The following is a 19,724-nucleotide window of genomic DNA, read 5'->3' on the forward strand; positions in this document are numbered from 1 at the left end:
ATGGACATTTCAAGTCGATTATTATTGCTATTAGAAGTCGTTGAACTCGGTTCTTTTACTAAGGTTGCTGAGCAGCGGAATTTAGATAGATCTGTTATTTCAAAGCAAATTAGCCGCTTAGAAGAGGAGCTCGGTGTTAGGCTACTCAACCGCACCACCCGTTCACTGGCGTTAACAGCTGCTGGCGATGAGATGTTAAATCAAGCCAAAAGCCTGCGAACACTGCTAAACAATAGTTATCTCATTGCACAAAACTATCATTCGCAACCAAAAGGTTTATTGCGGATCACAAGTTCAAGTCTATTTGGCAGGCAATATGTGCAGCAAGCCGCCTTGTTGTTTCAGCAGCAACATTCAGAAGCCGAAGTAGAATTGCGCCTAGAAGATAGATTAATCGATATGATTGGTGAGCGGTTCGATATTGGTTTTAGAGTCGGTAAGCCAAAGACATCGAATTTAATTAGTCAAAAAATTGCCCGTAACCGGTTATTAATTGTCGCCTCTCCAGCCTTTATTGAGCGTCATGGAACAATCACAACTTTAGAGCAACTTGAAAACTTACCCGCTGCAGTGTTTGCTGCGCCCGGGTTATTACTTGATAAATTTACTTATATTGACAACAAGCAGCAAAAGCAATTCAAGCTCAATGCCGCTTATAAAGTCAACGATTTAGAAATGCTAACTCAAACTGCGATTGCAGGAAATATGCTAGCAGTCGTTACCGCACAAATGATTGGCGATGAGATTATCTCTGGTCAATTAATCCCCATAATGACCCATCTGCAATTAGAGGATTTTGGTACAATATACGCAGTCTATCCCCATAGAGATGCACCAATAAAAACCCGCTTATTTATCGATACACTAAAATCAATTGTCGGCACAGGCATCCCAACTTGGGAACTGCGAATTCCCGGTTTTGATAATATGTACGGTAATAAAAAGGCTAAATAGACAATTAAAGACGGAGTGATTGGTGTTGTTCCACTGTTTGATCTTCAACAATAATGAGCCCACCAATAAGCTAATGCCTAAGATTTAACTGGCGGGTAAAGCCTGAATCGAGCTTAACACTGCACGCGTGATCGCTTGGCGCTTATAAAGATCTTGAAAACGATTTGGCGTATCGATATTTAAAGCAAAGAAAACTGGCCCCGTAGGCCATTCAACCCAACCGACCCACCAGCCATAGCGGCCTTGCCAACCTGTTTTTGCATGCAAAATCCAATCTTTACCAGTTTCATTTATCATCAAGTCTTTAACCAGTAATTGATCTGCTTGCTTAAAAGGAAGTTGGTTTTGATATAAGGCTTGCAGAAACTTAACCTGCTCTGTGGCCGAAATAGCTAACTTACCATCAACCCAATAACTGCCGTTACTTGCTATGCTCGGATCGGCATTGCCGTAGTTAATTTTAGTTAAATACTGCTGCGCCTTAGCTTCACCTAACTGCTTAGCAAAAATATCAAATACCCACAGTGCCGAATATTGCATGGCAGAGCGCAGTGTTTGGTCTTGATTATGCGGTGCAAAACTACGCTCAATGCCATCCCACTTAAAAACCTGTAACTCATCAGTCACTATATTTGCATCCAATGCAAACAAACTATGGGGAACTTTGTAGGTAGATGCAGGCGAGAAACGTTGCTCAGCCCTATCTGCGTTATAAAGCCAATATTGCTCTTTTTCCGCTCGCTGATCGACCACTATGATTGTGCCTTTAGCGTCATATTGATCAAAGTAATCTTGCCAATCCGTGCGCTCAATAGGTTTAGCCACAACGATAGAAGAGTGCAGCGTAAAACACATCAATACTAGAATGACTCGCCACTGTGATTGGCTTAGCAGTGATCTTATTGTTGTGTTCTGTGTAAACAATGTTGCCCCTTTCACGATAATCTCTTCAATGATAACTATCTTAGTATCATTTATAGCCAAGCAAATAGATCGTACTGACTCGATAACAGCTTAACACTCATAGCAATCGACATAACCACCACTAAAGGCTTAATAATTTTAGTGCCTTTAGTGAGCACTAATCGAGAGCCTAACGTAGCACCTATAGCTTGCCCAATTAACATCACACCACCGAGCATCCAAAAGACCTTTCCACCTATTGCAAAGAAAATGAGCGAGGCGATATTGGTGGAGAAATTTAAGATTTTTGCATGTGCGGTGGCCTTAGCTAAACCATAACCAGCTAGGGATACAAAGGCTAACGCAAAGAAACTACCGGTACCGGGACCAAAGAAACCATCATAAAATCCAACAGCTAAAGCGGCAGTAAATGCAAAAGTTGTTGGCGCGAATACTTGTTGTTTATCGTTTTCGCTGATGCTCTTGGAAAATAAAAAGTAACCACCAATACCTAACATTAAAAAAGGCAAAAAGACTTCTAAAAAAGCGGTATCAATCATCTGCACTGCAATTGTCCCGAGTGCGGCGCCTATAAATGCACACCCTATACTGAGCTTCATATCACTTAGTTTTACCATGCCCTTACGCACAAAATAGAAACTGGCAAAGAAACTACCACCACAAGCTTGTAGCTTATTGGTTGCTAACGCTACCGTTGGTGGCAACCCTGCCCACATAAGTGCAGGTATCGTTAACAGCCCGCCCCCACCAGCAATAGCGTCGATAAAACCCGCTAACATGGCAACAAAAAACAACAGTGCAATAATCTCGAAAGTAAGGTCTAAAGTCATGATGTACTAATAATTAATTTTAATGGCGCTATTAAACGTCGTTTGCAGTAAAAACTCAAAGGAGTTATTGTTTGGCTTAGGTGAGTTTATCTCACACAAATAAAAATAAGGGCGAACTAATGTACTCACACCTCCCCCCTTTAAATGCACTAAGAGCATTTGAAGCTGCGGCTCGATTAATGAGTTTTACGCTTGCAGGAAAGGAGCTATTTGTCACTCATGGGGCAATAAGTAAACAAGTTAAACAATTAGAAGATTTTGTTGGTATCGCCTTGTTTATCAGGCAACATCGCAGCCTAAAGCTTACCGACGAAGGCGAGCGCTATTTCGTGCATGCCCAGGCTGCGCTACAAACTATTAATAATGCTACTAGTGACTTAATCACCCAACCGCTTAGAACACAAACATTAGCGATTAATGTATTACCTAGCCTTACGATAAGCTGGCTTATTCCGCGAATGGAAGAGTTTAAGTCGCGCTACCCTCACCTTTATGTCGACCTTTCCATTGGTGATTTTGAGGTGGATTTTAACAAAGTCAATTACGACATCGCAATTCGTAGCGCCACTACAGTACCTAAAGCTGCCAACGTATTAACGTTAATGGATGAGGATTTATGTCTAGTTTGCTCACCGGAGTTAGCTCCTAACCTCAACAGCCTTAATGACATAAATCAAATGACATTATTGCAGCACACAACTAGGCCAGGTTTATGGCAACTGTGGGCTAAAAGCGTTGGCCTTGAACTAACCACAGAGAAAAAGTTTGGCGTGGAGCATTTTTATATGCTCAGCCAAGCTGCTGTCAGTGGCATGGGAGTTGCGTTAATCCCACGTTTTTTTATTGAAGATGAGCTTAAAAATGGCAAACTGGTGCTCCCATTTAAAGCTGATTTCACCAGCCCTTATCGCTATTACTTATTAACACCAAAATCGAGCAACCTTCCTTTAAAAGTACAATCTTTTATAGACTGGCTGCTCGAGTTATTTAGCCCTTATAGACAGTGAAGATGTTGATTTTTTTTGATAATTATAATGTTAAGACACGAGATCATTATCAGCTAAATCAAACATCTCTAAGTAATTCATACCTGCATGAACACTTAGATCAAAGTTAAGAACTTTGTGGCATACATCATACAGTTTTTCGCCAAACCACTCTCTATCAAACGCCTCAAGAGCATTAATGATCCCAGCTTTGCATAAGTCTCCTTTCAGACTCTCTGGTGCCATAGCATCAATAAAGCTGGCAACTAGGCCATATAGGTCCCTTTCAGCATCACCTTCTACTTCCCACAGCGTTGGATCAGCGTACTGGCAAGCATAATGACTCGCAGCAATATCCAATCCAATACCAAAGTTGACTAAAATAGCCTTATTCGGATTACAGATGATATTTTTAGGGCAAATAGCACCATGGTAAATATCCATTTGGTGCATGTACTGCAGGCCTGTAAGCAACTGAGTGAACCACATTAACGGTTGACCAAGACGAATATCCTTCACTTCATCAATCGACTCACCATATTCCCATGCCCGTGCAATAAACAAGTTTTCGCTTTGGGGCAACTGACCAAAAGCCAAGACCTTTTCAATATGAGGATGATAAACCTTAGCCAAAGTTCGATAAATACTGCTAAGCATTGGCCAATTAGCTTCAACTTTGCTGTAAATAGACACACCGCACTGATACTGCCCTTGTAAATGAGTGGCTCTCCAAAACTGGCTAGTTTCTTTAGCGGCGATAAACTGCTCGAGTTTAAAGTGATGATCGATAATTGCCCCAGCAGCGATTTCAATCTTTTCAGGCACAGCGTCACATACACCATGGTCAATCAATGCTGATAAATCGCTACGTAATGCATCTAGATCTGTTGTCGTTCCAGCGACGGCTTCTCGGTACCACTGATAAACCCGCGGTTGGTTAGTTTGCTCTGCAATGGCTAAAAATCCCTCGGCATAAGCCTTAATATCTTCGCTGCGACTAACGTTGTCTTTAATGTCGATAAACTCAACATCGCCCATATCTGACACAAAGATACAATTACTTGTCCAGCCACCAACGGTAAAGCCACGGCGATGAATTTGCTGCAAACCAGTAACGCTTCGGCGTAATATTTCAAGCAATTGGTAAGTGGTCATCTGCTTAGAATCTAGCACATTAAGCGGCACACCTCGTGGCATACGAATTGGCAATACGAGTTGCTCACCATCTTGAATAAGCGGTGCACAATAAGGGACACCACAACATCCAGATAAAGATTGTAAACGTTGAAACTCACTTCTTAATTGGATCTCATGGGTTTCAGACTGATCGCTATCGGCAAACTGAGTCGGTATAAGCACTTTTAAAAGCCAAGGTGCAGTCCATTCGCCAGGGTTATACTCAGCTTGCCAAACCTCAAGCCCACTTTGAATAAACAGGCAGCGCAGCTTAGTAAAGTCTTGAATTTGATTATTGCGCTTTTCAACGATAGCTACTTGGCCAATCGTTTCTAGTACCAACTCTTTTTGAGTATCGGTAACTTGGTGCTTCTTAGGCGCAGTAAGACCCCATTCTTTGGTAAGGGCTTCAACAATTTGTTTAGGCGTATAGATACTAAGTGAGCCTTGCTGTTTTTCCAGCTCAATTTCTTCACCTTTACGACCAGTAACAAACACCATTCCTTGGCACCAAGGTGCATATACGCCTACCGGAATTTTGTGTTTGACGTTACCTGCAAGCACTCGGGCAACATAGTTGGCTTTGGCTAAACTGTTATCAACTTCCCTTCCATCCAAGGACCAGGCGTGTAGGCCTGCATCTAACCTACCAATGTAACCTTTAACATCGACAACATATACGCCCCACTCTCCTATCACTAATGCATCGACTTCCATGGCTTGGCCAGACTTTGTCGGGATTTCAACGTTGGTAAGTAGGATATAATCTTCTGGTAATTCATCGGCTAACAAGGAAAATGCCCAACGTTCAGCATCGTTAACCGGCGTCCCAAAACTAATCATTCTTGCCATTCTTTTCTCCTTCGGTGGCAATTAATACTTATATTGGACTCTCCGTATTCTTAACTTTTGGGCACAAAAAAGCCACTAATATAAGTGGCTTATTACAAAATGGGTCAAGCGATTGATTTAGTGCTTACAATCGTCGCCACACTCGTGTGCGTCGTCAGCGAAATCATCATCGCCTTCTTGGTGTTGCATTACGCCCCAACCGTCAGTCACGCCGCCAAACTCTTGTGCAAACTCATGTAGACTAATTTCTTGCTCAACGATAGCGTCATAGTCTGGCACCATGTTTAAACAAACAATCAGCTCCCATTTACCTGACTCGTCATTAAGAAGTAGTTCAATTTCACCTTCTAGATCTGATTTGCCTAGCTCTTCAAGGGCTGACTCTGCGTCACGCTGATCTTCAAATACTAAGAAAAAATCGACATCAAGTGCTTTAGACAGATCAATACCTGCATCAGCCATGGCTTCAAGCATTTTGCCATTGTCATCATCTGGAAATTGCATGTTAATCCTCTTTTGTCACTTACTAAGCAATAATTTTAACGCTTTCGCCGTTAAAACTAACCACTTCACCAGCAACCACTTTCTTGCGTTTGCGGGTTTCAACTTCACCATTTACGGTAACTTGTCCTTCAGAAATAACGTGCTTGGCTTCGCCACCGGCACTCATCATTCCTTGAACTTTCAATACTTTGTATAACTCGATGTATTCTTCACCTGACTTTAATGTCAGTGTTGGAGTATCTGCACTCACTGTATTTCGCCTTAAATAACTAAATCTGACGGCATTATAGCACTCAATTAATCATGCGAGTGCATGCTTTCTAACACCTTTGAGCAGCCAATAGTCCATAAAGACAATCATCAAACCATTGGTCGCCTATTTTGCAGTTTTCACGTAACAAGCCTTCGCGCACAAAGCCACACTTTTCCAGCACTTTTGCTGACGCAATATTTTGCTCAATACAATAGGCTATAAACTTATGCGGTGTATAGGATAAGCAAGCCCAATCGACAATGGCCTGTAAACTTTCACAGGCAAAGCCTTGACCTTGGGCATCGGGATGAAGCATATATCCTACCTGCATTTGTCCCATTTCGACGTCGCTATTTTGCAGACCAATAAAGCCAACAAAATCTTGCGTATGGGCATCCTCAATAATAGTGAGTAACCACTCGCCTTCAACAAATTCACGATGTTCTAACGCACGCTCGAACTTCTGTCGTATATCGGATTCGGGTTGAGGTTTACGTACAAACTCATTGAGTTGTTCATCTGAGTGCATATATAAAAAGCTATTCCAATCACTTGAAATAACCGTTCTTAACCTAAGTCTATCGGTATACAGTTCGAGCATGTTTATTCCTTACATAGAAATAAAAACAGGTTAACCTCTGCTTGTTACTTCTAACAGGTGGTAACCAAATTGTGTTTTAACAGGACCTTGAACTTCGTTAAGGGGCGCACTGAAAACGACTTCGTCAAACTCTTTAACCATCATACCTGGGCCAAATGAGCCTAAATCACCGCCTTGGGCTGAAGATGGGCAAGAAGAGTTAGCTTTCGCTACATCACCAAAATCAGCACCATCAAGGATCTGTTGCTTAAGTTCTAGACACTGTGCTTCTGAATCAACTAGTAGGTGTCTTGCTGTTGCTTGTACCATGGTTTACTCCCATAAAATAATTGTTATTGCCTGTTAGGCAAAATAAAACCCTGCCAGTATATACCAAATTTCACAGTACATCCCAGCAGGGTTATTACTGATTGATTAAGTTACTTTTGCTTTGCAATCCAATCGTTCACTTTTAACTCCATCACTTCCATTGGCAATGAACCTGAAGTCAAAATTTGGTCGTGGTACGCTTTTAGATCAAACTTATCACCCAGCTCTTTTTCAGCTTTTGCGCGAAGAGCTAAAATCTGTAATTGTCCCACTTTATAACTTAATGCTTGGCCAGGAATTGCCATATAGCGCTCTACTTCAGCAATAATGTCAGACTCAGCCATTGGCGAGTTATCTTTCATATACTGAATGGCTTGCTCACGAGTCCACCCTTTAGCATGCAGGCCTGTATCAACCACTAAACGCATCGCTCGCAGCATTTCGTCAGACAATTTACCGAAATACTGATAAGGGTCTTCAAACAGTCCCATTTCAATACCTAAGTATTCCGCGTATAACGCCCAACCTTCTTCAAACGCAGTATACCCCCCAAAACGCTGAAACTCTGGTACACCAGTAAGCTCTTGCTTAATCGCAATCTGGAAGTGGTGCCCTGGCGCTGCTTCATGCAAAGATAAGGTAGTCATTCCCCACTTTGGTTGCGCTTTTAGGTTGTAGGTATTGATGTAAAATACACCTGGACGTGAGCCATCAACCGCTGGAGATTGATACGAAGCGCCTGCGGCTGACTTTTCTCGAAAACTCTCTACAGGTTTAACTACGTAATCCGCTTTTGGCATAACGTTAAAGTATTTCGGTAGCTCTATATTAATCTTATCTTTAAGCTCCATATAGCCATCAACTAACCCTTGGCGTTCAGTAAAGAAATACTGTGGTTCGGATGATAGTGACGCGAAAAATGCAGTTAAGTCACCTTCAAAACCGACTTGAACACGTACTTTATCCATCTCTGATAAAATGCGTGCCACTTCCTCAAGCCCCACTTTATGGATCTCATCTACTGGCATTGTCGTGGTGGTATGGGTATTAGCTAAATGCTGATACCAAACTTTACCGTTAGGTAGCCCCCACCAACCGTCTGTTGCACGAGACGACTTAAGGTAGGTGTTTTGAAAATAATCACGCAGCCCTGTCAACTCAGGCAGTAACTGTTCACCAATTAACTGGCTATACTCTTGAGTTAGTGCTTGCTTATCAGCTTCTGAAAATGAATCGGGCATCAGCGTTATCGGCGTATAAAATAAGCTATCACTTACGTTATCAACTAACTGCGCACTAAGCTGAGGAATGATCCGCTCAACGAGTACTCGTGGCAGTACCACTTTGCTCTCGATACCTTCGTCCATACGCACTTGTGCAAGCTTAAGCCACTCAATGAAGCCCTGTAGACGCTTTTCCCAGTTACGATAATCATCAACTGTTTTAAAAGGTTGTGCGCTTTCACCGCTGCCAAGCTGCACCATGCTGATCACTGTGCTATAAAACTGGTTCATCGGCATAAAGTGATTTGGGAACGTTTCGTCCGCTAAAGCAACATTACGATCATAGGTGAACATGTCATAACTCAGCTTTAAAGCATCAGGTAGCTGGTCCCTGTTTATATTCTTAACTTCTTTTAAGTAGCGAGTATTGAGATCGTGACGTTGCTTAAGATAAGCATCTGATAATCCATCGCCAAACTGGTCGTTATAATCATTAACCCCAACATAAGTGGCATAGATAGGCTCTAGCTTTAACTTATCATTAAAGTAGTTATCAACCAGTGCTAAGTATGTTTCTTCAGCCGACAGTTTTTGTCCTACTTGTGTTTGCGAAGTTTCGCTGGCTTGAACTTTCTGTGCTGCCTGTTGAGTCTCGTTGTCTCCACAAGCTGTAAGACCTATTATTGCGCCAATTGATAGCGCTAGTACCGCCTTCCTCATTCTGTTATTCCTTTTATTTATTGTTCTATACTTATACCGATATACATTAAACCTGAGCAGCACAAGGAGCCTTTAATGATATATTCATTCAGCAACTCAGGTTTTAGAGATCCTGAAACAGGTGTTTATAACCAAACCTATTTTATGGAGGTGTTTAATCGTGAGTGGCACCGCCATATCCGAGATCAGCAAGGCTTGGCATTATTGTATCTATGCCCACACATTCATGAAACTATTTATCAACCTCAATTGTTAGAATTATTCATGAAGCAAGTACAACAAGCGCTGTTAAGAACAACTGATCTACTGGCAAGACTTGATAGCCAAGCCTTTGCCTTGGGAATATTTGATGTTGATAGCACTGGAGCTAGGGTTGTACTAAAGCGACTAGAAACAAAGATTAATGAATTTAATCAGAACCTTGTATCACAGAAGCATAATCCAATCGATTATGAACTTGGCGGTTGTTCATGCTTGCCAAGTAAAGAGCTCTATTTAGAAAACCTTTTTGAAACAGTTGAGAAACATACTCAACAGATGAAAATACGCCAGCCAATGACACCTAATTTGATAAAATTCTAATAGAATAAAAAATCAACTGCTTAGTTTTTTTGTATAAAATTAGTATTTTCCAGCAATAAAAAAGCCCCTAGCTAGGGGCTTTTAAACTTTCACTTATATTAAAGAGTAACGTTATGTACACGTGCCTTTTCTTTAATGTAAGCAATATAGCTTTTAGCTGAACGAGCTGTCTTCTTATCATTAGTAGCAAGTTTTGCATACTTATATGCTGACTTATACTGCTTCTGATTTAAGTATGCTAGCGCAAGCTCAAACTGTGCTTCACCAGGACTCTTAACACCTGCATCCAGTGCCTTCTTAAGTGCGACAATGGCAGATTGATGCTCACCATCAAGCGCCAAAATACGACCCTGTCTTAGGTATAGTTTGCCTGAGTTGTTGATAGCAGCAGCTTTACCATATGTTTTAGCAGCATCTTTCAACTGCTTAGCATTATGGTAAAAACCCGCTAGAGTCGTTAAGGTTTTTTCATCTTCCTTAATTAACCCTGACTTCATGTGCTTTGCATAGATCTGCGATGCATTATATGGCGAACCATTTTGAGCAAGCAGTTGGGACAGACGCGTAATGTTACCCGCTGTTTCCAAGAATCCATTTTTATAAGCTAAGTCATATGTAGCTAGTGACTTAGTGAAGTCTTCAGTCATCAGATAAAACTGAGCAAGCTGAACCCAAAGTCGCTTATCGTCTTGGAATAATGGCACCATTACTTCAAGTACTTTTACGGCTTCTTTATACTTCTTTTGATTGAAGTAAGCCGTTAGCTTCATTTGGTACAAGCCTTTGTCTGGCTCTTTAGATAAAGATAAACCTTTATCTGCAGCTTCTAGAACCTTATCCCACTGCTTCTGCTCAGAGTACGCAATACCGATACGACGGTATACTTGCGGATCTTCTTTACAGGTAAACTCCATCCACTTGTAATACATTGGGATAGACTCTTTAAACTTTTTATCTCCAATAAGAAGATCAGCATAGAGTCTTAGAGTTTGTGCGTGGTCAACACCGCCTAAGATATCCGCTTCTACTGCAGACTTAAGGTACTTAGTCGCTGTACCCATCTGTCCTTTTTCCGCATAAAAGTTACCTAACATACGGTCAATATAAGCTTTATCGAAATCGTTTTTAGCGTTGGCTTCTAGAAGAATCGCAATTGCTTCATCTACATTGCCTTCAGTGTAAGCTTCAAAAGACTTTTGTACTTTTTTAGCTGCACTTTGGCCAACAGCTTTGGACTTACGCTTTTCAATTGGACATTTTTCTTCAGCATAAGCTGCTGGAGCAATGGCAACACTTCCACCTAAACAAAGTAATAAAGCGGCAGCAATAGAGTTAAGTTTAGTCATAATTATCTGCCTCCTTTGTCTAGAGTGAAATCTAGTTGTACAGTCATACCTGGTTGTTTAAGGGCTTTGCCGTCAACAATCTTTGGCTTGTACTTCCACTTTTTAAGCGCACGACGTGCTTCTTTATTAAATAAACGCTTAGGTTCAGCTTTAATAACCTTAACGTCTTCAACACCACCTAGCTCGTTAATCGTAAAGCTTAGTTGTACCCAACCTTCTTTACCATCACGTGCTGCTGCAATTGGATACTGAGGCTCGATTCGTACGATAGGTGTAGCATCACCGTCTCGCGTCATCATATTGCCTAGTTTAAATCCAGTGTTTGCACCACCAGCTTCAACTCCACCCATGTTAAATGACATATTTGTATCAATGTCAGATGAACTATCTGGTGGCGTAGTATCCGGTTTTGGCGGTTGCTCTGGGGGTGTAGGCGGTTTAGGCTTAACCCTTGGCTTTTTCTGCGCTGATGCATCATCTTTGTTCATGGTGATTTCAATGACAGGTGTTTCTGTCGAGGAATCGTGGCGGGTTGGACCGCCACCTACCAAGAAAGCCATGAAGACAAACAAAGCAAAAGTCACAGCAGCACCAATTATCAGTGATACTATTCCTCTCAGCATATTATTCGTTCCCCGCCGATACAGATATCTTATCGATACCCGCAGCTTTAACGTTATCAAGAACCTTAACCACTAAACCGTGTCTAGCTTCTTGGTCTGCTTGAATTAATACTGCAGCCTCTGGTGCTTCTGCAAGCATACGTTCTACGTTTGCAGTTACACGTTCGATATCAACTTGACGGTTTTCCATCATGATGACACCCGTCTTGCTCACACCAATAAAGATGTTAGCTGAAGGCTTCTTAGTCGCTTGTGATGCTTCAGGCTTGTTATAGTCAAGGCCTGATGGCTTTACAAACGATGTTGTTACAATAAAGAAGATAAGCATGATGAACACGATGTCGAGCATCGGGGTCATATCAATCTCAGCTTCTTCTTCTACGCTTGAATGCTTTCTACGTGCCATGTTCAATCTCTCTCTAGTGGTGAGGCATGCTGTCTTTTAGCTTTGCTAAACTGATTTTCATTTTTGCATCTAGACGTGTACTAAAGAATACGCCTGATAATGCTGCAACCATTCCCGCCATTGTCGGCATGGTCGCCATTGAAATACCAGCTGCCATCATACGAGCATTACTCGTCCCATGAACTGCCATCACATCGAATACTGAAATCATACCAGTTACGGTACCTAGTAGACCAATCATAGGACAGATTGCTACTAAGGTTTTGATAATCAGCATACGTGCTGTTAAATCTTGCTTCGCTTGGGATACCCAAGCTTCACGGATGCGGTGTGCATACCAAGAGGTTGAATCCTCTCGTGCTTCCCATGCGCTAATGATTGCTTTGTGCTGTTTTGGTGATACCCAATTTAGATACCAGTAGCGTTCAAGCATCAATACCCACATAACAAACAATACACCAGCCACTAACCAGAGGATGTCTCCCCCGGCGGCCATGAAGCCCCTGACGGAATCCCAGATATCCATCAGGAATAACATTAGGCTTTCCTCTTCTCAGCGTGCGCAGCGACGATACCAGCACTTTGTTCTTCAAGTACTTGTACGATTGATTTACTACGTGCAATAACAACAGCGTGCATAAGCATTAATGGTAGAGCAGCAACTAGACCTTGAACCGTAGTCATAAGTGCCATTGAGATACCACCAGCCATTAGCTTAGGATCACCTGTACCGAACAACTGGATGCTTTGGAACGTTGCAATCATACCGGTTACAGTACCTAGTAGACCCATCATAGGTGCGATAGCTGCAAGAACCTTAATGATAGAGATACGAGACTCAAGAGCTGGAGTTTCTTTCAGAATTGCTTCATCAAGTTTTAGCTCAAGTGTTTCAACATCAACATCTTTATTGTCTTGGTAAGCTTTAAGTACACGACCTAATGCGTTGTTACCTGGGTTATCAAGGTTCTTACGCTGTGCCTTAACTTTAGCACCTACAACACCTAGAGTGATTAGACGCTCGATAGAGATAAGTGCACCCAGTGCTAGTAATGCCATAATGATGTAACCAATAGTACCACCAGCTTCAATACGCTCTTCGATAGTCGCTTTCTGCGTGAAGATGTTTAGTAGCACACCTTTAACTGGGTCAATATAAAGCTTAGCGGCACCAGTAGTAGCTGATTCAAACGCTGCAATTGGCTTAGTTTGGTAACCATCAGGTTGCTGAGATAGCTCTTTAATAAGACCAAGCTCTGGGCTGTAAACAACATAGCGACCATCTGCAACAAGGTTGAATGGACCTACACGAGTAATTGTCGTGTTAGTTACATTGCCATCGATACCAGTAACTGAACCGTCAAACTTAACAACTTTTCCAGACTCAGCCATTTCAAACAGCTGCTCTTCCCAGAAACGCTCTAGTTCGTCAATTTTTGGAAGTTGCTTACGTGCACCAAGGTCAGCAATAAATACATCGCGACCTGGATACTGTGCAGAGATGTTAGACGCCGCTAGCTTACCAGCGAAATCACCCGCATCACCTTTAACAACACCAAACATTTCACCCAAGTCACCTTGAGCTGTTTTTAAGTCTTCTTCTAACTGACCGATTTTACGCTCGTTATCCAAAAACGCTTGGTTTAGATCTTTACCGCGTTGACGTTCTGCTGCTAAAGCATTTTTCTCACGCTTTAGAAGTGCAGCTTTATCGCCACGCTCATTTTTAAATTCTTGCTCACGCTTTGCGTTAGTCTTAGATGCATTAGCACGATCGACTTTTACTTGGTTAAGTAGTTGGTCAATTGTTTTAGGTGCATCTGCAGCGCTAGCAATACCGGCCGATAATGACAGGGTCGCAGCAACGATTGCTGTAGTGATAAACTTCTTCATTATTGTGCAGCCTCCGCAGCAGGGATTGGTAACGAGAATAGATCCGGTGCGCCCTGTTTACGAGCAATACGGATACCTTTAGTTAGTTCGCGTAGGTAGCTATCGTCTAGCGGATCCCAGCCTTTAGTCTCATCGTTATACATCCAAGCAGACTTACCGTCTAAGCTTTGTGCGTAAAGAGCAACACGACCTAAGTTGAAGAAGTCTACAAGAACTTCTTTACCATTAAGTTCTAGCTGACCAGTCTTAACAGCAACAAAACTACCGTATTCACGCTCGATTGAGTATGCATCTAGGATTAGACGGTATTTTTCAGCAAGGGTTACTTCTGCACTGTTAAGTAGGTTCTTTAGGTTTTCAACACGCTCAACACGTGTTTCAGTGTTAAATGGAAGGTCAAGAGCAACGAACTGCTCTAGTGCATCAACCATTTTAAACATCAATGGCACTACGCCTTGACGTAATGCATCAACGCCGTTGATGTCATTTTGAATTGATTTCATTGTAGCTTCTTGGTCTGCAACCAAGCCTGCTACGTAGTCGTTATAAGATTTTAGTGATTCACGTTCATCAGCAACTGACCCGTACTCGAACAACATGTCCTGAGCCTGGTCAAAATACTTATCAACTTTCTTCTGAGACGATGCTGCTTCAGCGTGAATTTTACTGTCAGCTTTCTGAACGTCAGAAAAGAGGATCGGCAATCACTAAGTTGCTGCCTGCTAAGGCTAGTGCGCCAATGAGCGCTGTAGCGATTTTTGTTTTATTGCTTACCTTGGACATAGTTCCCAACCAATTTGAAGTGATTAAAAAAGCTTTAACTTATCAACAACAGGGTGCATGCGCTTATTTTGCTTTAGTTCCCTATTGCCTAAGCCTGTCTTTCTATTGTGATTGTTAATTATTATCTTCCCTTTTCTACATCTTCGAGGATGTAGACCCGCTGGCATCATTTCACAAAATGTTGACCTGTGTCAACATTCGAAAACGCCTAAAACTGTCAGAAAAAGAGCTTACAGGATGAAAAACACCCAAAAGGGAGTTTTTAAAAATATTGTGTAAACAAGATTGAGATTTAGATAATAAAAACACTGAATGGAAAATCTTAAGTGCATGATAAAGAAATATATATAAGCCACAAACCACAAACTGAGTATTTAACAAATCATTAACACGAACTGGTATAACCAGTCACTTGCAGACAAAAATATATCAGCTAATAGCCTAATTCATAAAAGATACTTAAGAGAAACATGAATCTTGTTGCCAGATATTGATGAGTCAGAGCATTAACGGCTTTTAATTAACTTATGCTTATCATAATGAAATCTGTCTGCAAAACGCCATTAAATCGATGTCTTGGTAACCAAGAATATGCTCCATGTTTAACTACATTATTTCAGTCAAATAAGACACATAAGATCTACATCTATCTGGCCACTTCTAATGCTACAAAAATTCACAAAACAGCTTCATATGAAATATGGCCTAGATGGAAAAACATGCTCCTATTCTAATGCTTACAAAGAACCACTTTCCAAGCTAAGATCTCATCGAACTCAGATGTTCTAATGACTTTAATTTCTTCTAATTTTGATGTTTTAGCCGTGCTATTAATGATTGAAGCCAAGTCGTCTTGTGTCACTGACGCATTTACAAGCTCTGTTAACCTTTGCTCTAATGTTAATAACTCAGAGGTAATAAATCTAAGGTATTCCTTTTTCTTACTTACGCTCCAAAAAATACCTGTTTTGAAAAGTGTTGCAACATAAGTCATTAAATCGCTGTCTTTTAATGCATCTTCGTCTAGCTTGACTAACTCTCCAATTAATCGATTTAGTTCGAGTCTATTTTGTTCGCTTTGTGGATTGTCTTTAATTCGTGCTAAATCAATATTAGAACGTAACTCCCCCATCTGTTCAGTCATAACTCCAAGAAGGTTTAAAACCTGCTCAACCAAACTACCCGATATGAGATTAACAATCCTACGATTTCTTCTAATCACCATAGACTCACTATGATGAACAATTAGCTGCAATCGACCTTTTGCTTTTAAAACTCTTAAAGCTTCTACTAGCGCGACATTCAAGGGAGCATATTCAATACCGAATTGCGACGTTACTACATCGAACGTTTCTGCTTCAAAGGGCAGATCACAGCAGTTAATATTTGAGAGGAGCTCAATACTGATACTTGAACTATCATTTTCAGGTTGATTAACTTGTGCGAGGTCAACTCCAATAATTTGGCCTGACTTTCCTAGAGGTAAGAGAGACTCTTTGAGCAATAAAGGAATAGCACCATTACCCGTTGCAATATCTAATACATCAAACTGCTCAGGAAGCATCTCTACCGCCTCAGTCCACGCTTGATGTAACACACCGGTATAATTCCCCTCGAAACTATCGCCAAAGGAAGTTAAATGCCCCTGTTTCCAATATTGATCCCAGTGCTTACTCATATATCACCTTAAAAAGTCAACGTTATTGCGATTATCATACATAAAAAAGGGCCCTCTAGGGGCCCTTTTACTTACTTAAATAATACTAATATTTTATATATTTAACAGCTTAGAACTTAAGAGTGTAGCTTGCGCGGTACTCACGTCCGTAGTTGTTATAAAGGCTTGGATCTTCATACTTACCATCTGAGCTTAGTACTGGATCTTCATCTGTTAAGTTATTAACACTTAGACGAATTGTACCAAAGCTACCAATGTCGTAACCGTAAGAGATGTTGTGGATTAACCAGTCATCCAACTTACCTTCTTCTTTAGTCTCATATGTAGAGCTAATATAGTTAGCGTTCCAGCTGAAGCTGTGATCTGAGATTGTATAGATTGTGGTGAAGTTTGAACGGTAATCAGGTTGACCTGCCCAGCCTGATGTATTTACTGCATCGCCACCAGCAGCATCTTCAACAATGTATTTAGTGATGAAGCTGTTCTGCCAGTTAATACGGAAGTCACCAACGCTAGTTTCGAAATTGCTGTTAAATGCAACGTCCACACCTTCAATTTCTAGCTTGTCACCGTTTGCATAACCAGTACCAACTTCAAGAGCTTTACCTAACTTTCCGTTAGTTGTAGGTGCACGGTCTACATAGAAAGTGCTATCTGGAGTTAGTGAACCGTCAGCAATACCTTCCATAACACTTGTACTACTACGCTGGCTAATTACGTTATCAATGTTCAGGTTGAAGTAATCAACTTTTACACCAAACTCATCGATAATATCCCAAGCAAGACCTAAGTTAGTGTACTTAGAAGTTTCAGGGCCTAAGTTATCATTTGCTGAGATATATGTGTCTACCTGGCCACTTGGACAATCTGCAATACCATTTGATTCACAGAAAGCATAATCCGTTGCGGTTTCAGCACTAAATGTTGTAGCAGCATATAGTTGATCAAGAGCTGGAGCACGGAACGCTTCAGAGTAAGAACCACGTACAACTAGGTTCTCAAGCGCTTGCCAACGAACAGACGCTTTAGGTGCTGTATTGCCACCAAAATCACTGTAATCATCGTAACGAACCGCTAAGTTTACTTCTACACTATCAATTACTGGCAATACTACTTCATAGAATGCTGCCCAAACTTGACGGTCGCCACCAGCAGAGTTACCAGCTGAACCACCAATTAGACCAGCTTCTGACTGAGCGTCATATACTTCGCTAAAGTCTTGATCAAAGTACTCCATACCGAAGTAGTGACCAGCTTCACCGCCAGGTAGTTCAAATACATCGAAGTTAATACCAGCGTTATATTGGTTAAAGATAGCCTTACCCTGAGTTAGAGTAGTGGCTTTCATGTTATTAACGCCCTGCTCTGAACCTAGATCGATACCATTCTTTTCATTGTACGCAAGACCAGCATAGCTTAGGTAGTACTCACCCATAGACTTATTGTCTGCTTGGTTGTAGTGGTAGTAGAACTCCCAGCTCGCATCGTTCCAAGCACTGATAGTACCACGAAGACCTGTTAGGTAATCTTGGTTGTAGTCATCTACGTTACCATCACGAGTACCAATATCTACCCAACGGAATAGACCTAGAACTTCTTCACCATATGGGTTATGTGGGTTATCTGCAGCCATGTTCTGCCATTGTGCCGCTGGCGGAGCATAACGACCGAATGATTTATTCTGAGTAACCATGATGCGACCAAACCATTCTACGTCTTCAGCGACTTCATAGTTTGAATCAACATATACAGTGTTACGGTCAATAGATGCTTTGTTATAAGATACGTTACCGTATGCATACATACAATACTCAGAGCCAGGACCCCAGTGCGTATCAGCTTTAACTTTACGGAAAGTGTCTGAACCGTACTCTGCAACTAAGTCATCACATAACAATGAAGCTGACGCTGTAGAATAGTCTGGAGACAGAACTGTAGCACCGTAGTACGACCAACCATCAGTATCAATATACGCCTGAGCTGTGTCGTAATCGCCATTAATTTTTGCTTTAGTGTAGTCACGGTCAGCATCAGAGATGCCTTTACGATCTTGGTGGTCAAATGCAAAAGTAATGTTACCTTTATCCATTTCATAACCAGCAACTACCGAGAACTCTTTACTTGTTAAGCCGCCATCACGTTCACGACTACCGCCGCCTACGTTAAACTCAAGACCTTGGAAGTTCTTCTTCATGATGATGTTAACAACACCAGCAATCGCATCTGAACCGTAAGTTGAAGATGCACCATCTGTTAGGATTTCAATACGTTCAACTGCCGCCATTGGAATGGCGTTAAGGTTAGCCGAAGCACCACCAAGAGTAGGTGAACCAGGGAAACGCTTACCATCAATCAATACTAGAGTACGGCTAGAGCCCGCACCACGTAGGTTAATAGTTGCTTGAGACTGTGCAGAACTACCTGAACGCTCTGAGAATGAACCAAACGAGTTAAGGTTACTGTTACGTAGTGCATCGGCAACGGTAAAGTTACCTTCAACTTGCATGTCTTCTGCAGTAATTGTAGTTACTGGCGAAGCACCTTCTAAATCACTTCTTTTAATACGTGAACCTGTTACTTCAATACGTTCAACGCTATCTGCTGATTCTTCTTCGGCTGCAAATACTGCTGGAGCTGTAAAAGCTGTAGCCATTGCACCACTAACAAGTGCTAAACGCACTGAGTTAGCTAGTAAGTTATTCTTATACATTGTAAATCTCCCTGGACTCTCTTATATTTTTTTTAGCAAAATGAGTATTTAATTAACATGTGTTACTCAAAAAGCATTTCGCAAACAAATAAAAACACAATAGAAACATTTTTACAACACATGAAACCAACTGAGTACAGGTTTGGATTTTTAACAGAGAAGCTACTATCAATCTAAATTAGTGAATACTTAGATTTAATCACCCAAGCGAATGATGCAGGCACTATCAAAGATATTAACACCCAGCGAAAAGCAGTGGCGCATGATTAACAACAAGCCGCCAAACAGCTGATATATAAGGAGATGTAGGGTAAACCTCCGATATAGAAAGGGTCGCGCAAATTTAAAAATGACTGGCTATCCCCTATAAT

General features: G+C 41.4%; 18 protein-coding genes and 1 pseudogene. 3 read left to right on the plus strand and 16 right to left on the minus strand.

Going from position 1 to position 19,724, the window contains the following annotated elements; translation table 11 throughout:
- Complete coding sequence (locus L2747_RS18615) at positions 1-954, plus strand: LysR family transcriptional regulator (protein WP_249000501.1); 954 nt, start codon at positions 1-3, stop codon at positions 952-954.
- A gap of 84 nt (positions 955-1,038) precedes the next feature.
- Here L2747_RS18615 and blaOXA read toward each other — a convergent pair whose 3' ends face one another.
- Together blaOXA and L2747_RS18625 are read right to left on the minus strand one after the other, a co-directional pair.
- Entirely contained in the window at positions 1,039-1,809 is a 771-nt protein-coding gene (blaOXA, locus tag L2747_RS18620) for a class D beta-lactamase (protein WP_428848544.1), read from the minus strand.
- Positions 1,810-1,928: 119 nt separating this feature from the next.
- Positions 1,929-2,708, minus strand: a complete 780-nt coding sequence (locus tag L2747_RS18625; protein WP_249000502.1) for a TSUP family transporter — start codon at positions 2,706-2,708, stop codon at positions 1,929-1,931.
- Positions 2,709-2,827: 119 nt separating this feature from the next.
- Here L2747_RS18625 and gcvA point away from each other — a divergent pair, with 119 nt between their 5' ends.
- The gene (gene gcvA, locus L2747_RS18630; protein WP_249000503.1) at positions 2,828-3,715 is read left to right on the plus strand and encodes a transcriptional regulator GcvA; all 888 of its coding nucleotides are present in this window, start codon (positions 2,828-2,830) and stop codon (positions 3,713-3,715) included.
- 30 nt (positions 3,716-3,745) lie between these two features.
- On the opposite strand, the gene L2747_RS18635 is transcribed toward gcvA, so the two are convergent.
- The 6 genes from L2747_RS18635 to L2747_RS18660 form a co-directional block, all read right to left on the minus strand.
- Positions 3,746-5,722: a nuclease-related domain-containing protein gene (locus L2747_RS18635; RefSeq protein WP_249000504.1), complete on the minus strand. Its 1,977-nt coding sequence runs from the start codon at positions 5,720-5,722 to the stop codon at positions 3,746-3,748.
- A gap of 117 nt (positions 5,723-5,839) precedes the next feature.
- The gene (locus L2747_RS18640; protein WP_249000505.1) at positions 5,840-6,226 is read right to left on the minus strand and encodes a ribonuclease E inhibitor RraB; all 387 of its coding nucleotides are present in this window, start codon (positions 6,224-6,226) and stop codon (positions 5,840-5,842) included.
- Between the two features lie 22 nt (positions 6,227-6,248).
- Positions 6,249-6,476 (minus strand): RNA-binding S4 domain-containing protein, encoded by a 228-nt coding sequence (locus tag L2747_RS18645; protein ID WP_249000506.1) that lies wholly within the window; start codon positions 6,474-6,476, stop codon positions 6,249-6,251.
- A 70-nt stretch (positions 6,477-6,546) separates the two neighbouring features.
- Entirely contained in the window at positions 6,547-7,080 is a 534-nt protein-coding gene (locus L2747_RS18650; RefSeq protein WP_249000507.1) for a GNAT family N-acetyltransferase, read from the minus strand.
- Positions 7,081-7,110: 30 nt separating this feature from the next.
- Positions 7,111-7,389: a peptidylprolyl isomerase gene (locus L2747_RS18655; protein ID WP_220780756.1), complete on the minus strand. Its 279-nt coding sequence runs from the start codon at positions 7,387-7,389 to the stop codon at positions 7,111-7,113.
- 110 nt (positions 7,390-7,499) lie between these two features.
- Complete coding sequence (locus L2747_RS18660) at positions 7,500-9,332, minus strand: DUF885 domain-containing protein (protein WP_249000508.1); 1,833 nt, start codon at positions 9,330-9,332, stop codon at positions 7,500-7,502.
- Between the two features lie 75 nt (positions 9,333-9,407).
- On the opposite strand from L2747_RS18660, the gene L2747_RS18665 reads away from it, so the two are divergent.
- Positions 9,408-9,914, plus strand: a complete 507-nt coding sequence (locus L2747_RS18665; RefSeq protein ID WP_249000509.1) for a diguanylate cyclase domain-containing protein — start codon at positions 9,408-9,410, stop codon at positions 9,912-9,914.
- Between the two features lie 98 nt (positions 9,915-10,012).
- Here the strand turns inward: L2747_RS18665 and L2747_RS18670 are convergent, their stop codons facing one another.
- The 8 genes and pseudogenes from L2747_RS18670 to L2747_RS18705 form a co-directional block, all read right to left on the minus strand.
- Positions 10,013-11,260 (minus strand): tetratricopeptide repeat protein, encoded by a 1,248-nt coding sequence (locus L2747_RS18670; RefSeq protein WP_249000510.1) that lies wholly within the window; start codon positions 11,258-11,260, stop codon positions 10,013-10,015.
- Between the two features lie 2 nt (positions 11,261-11,262).
- The gene (locus tag L2747_RS18675) at positions 11,263-11,883 is read right to left on the minus strand and encodes an energy transducer TonB (protein ID WP_249000511.1); all 621 of its coding nucleotides are present in this window, start codon (positions 11,881-11,883) and stop codon (positions 11,263-11,265) included.
- A gap of 1 nt (position 11,884) precedes the next feature.
- Positions 11,885-12,289, minus strand: coding sequence for an ExbD/TolR family protein (locus L2747_RS18680; protein WP_220759443.1), 405 nt, complete (start codon positions 12,287-12,289; stop codon positions 11,885-11,887).
- Positions 12,290-12,302: 13 nt separating this feature from the next.
- Positions 12,303-12,827: a MotA/TolQ/ExbB proton channel family protein gene (locus tag L2747_RS18685; RefSeq protein ID WP_220780762.1), complete on the minus strand. Its 525-nt coding sequence runs from the start codon at positions 12,825-12,827 to the stop codon at positions 12,303-12,305.
- Positions 12,827-14,182 carry a MotA/TolQ/ExbB proton channel family protein gene (locus tag L2747_RS18690; RefSeq protein WP_249000512.1) on the minus strand — a complete coding sequence of 452 codons (1,356 nt, stop codon included), beginning with the start codon at positions 14,180-14,182 and terminating at the stop codon, positions 12,827-12,829. The genes L2747_RS18685 and L2747_RS18690 overlap by 1 nt, the downstream gene beginning before the upstream one ends.
- Positions 14,182-14,965: pseudogene (locus L2747_RS18695) on the minus strand (DUF3450 domain-containing protein). The gene L2747_RS18690 and the pseudogene L2747_RS18695 overlap by 1 nt, the downstream one beginning before the upstream one ends.
- Positions 14,966-15,695: 730 nt before the next feature.
- Complete coding sequence (locus L2747_RS18700; protein WP_249000513.1) at positions 15,696-16,643, minus strand: class I SAM-dependent methyltransferase; 948 nt, start codon at positions 16,641-16,643, stop codon at positions 15,696-15,698.
- Positions 16,644-16,752: 109 nt separating this feature from the next.
- On the minus strand, positions 16,753-19,353 hold the full coding sequence (locus L2747_RS18705; protein ID WP_249000514.1) for a TonB-dependent receptor: 2,601 nt from the start codon (positions 19,351-19,353) through the stop codon (positions 16,753-16,755).
- Positions 19,354-19,724 lie beyond the last annotated feature (371 nt).

The sequence above is a fragment of the Shewanella marinintestina genome (genome assembly GCF_023283845.1).
Lineage (GTDB): Bacteria > Pseudomonadota > Gammaproteobacteria > Enterobacterales > Shewanellaceae > Shewanella > Shewanella marinintestina.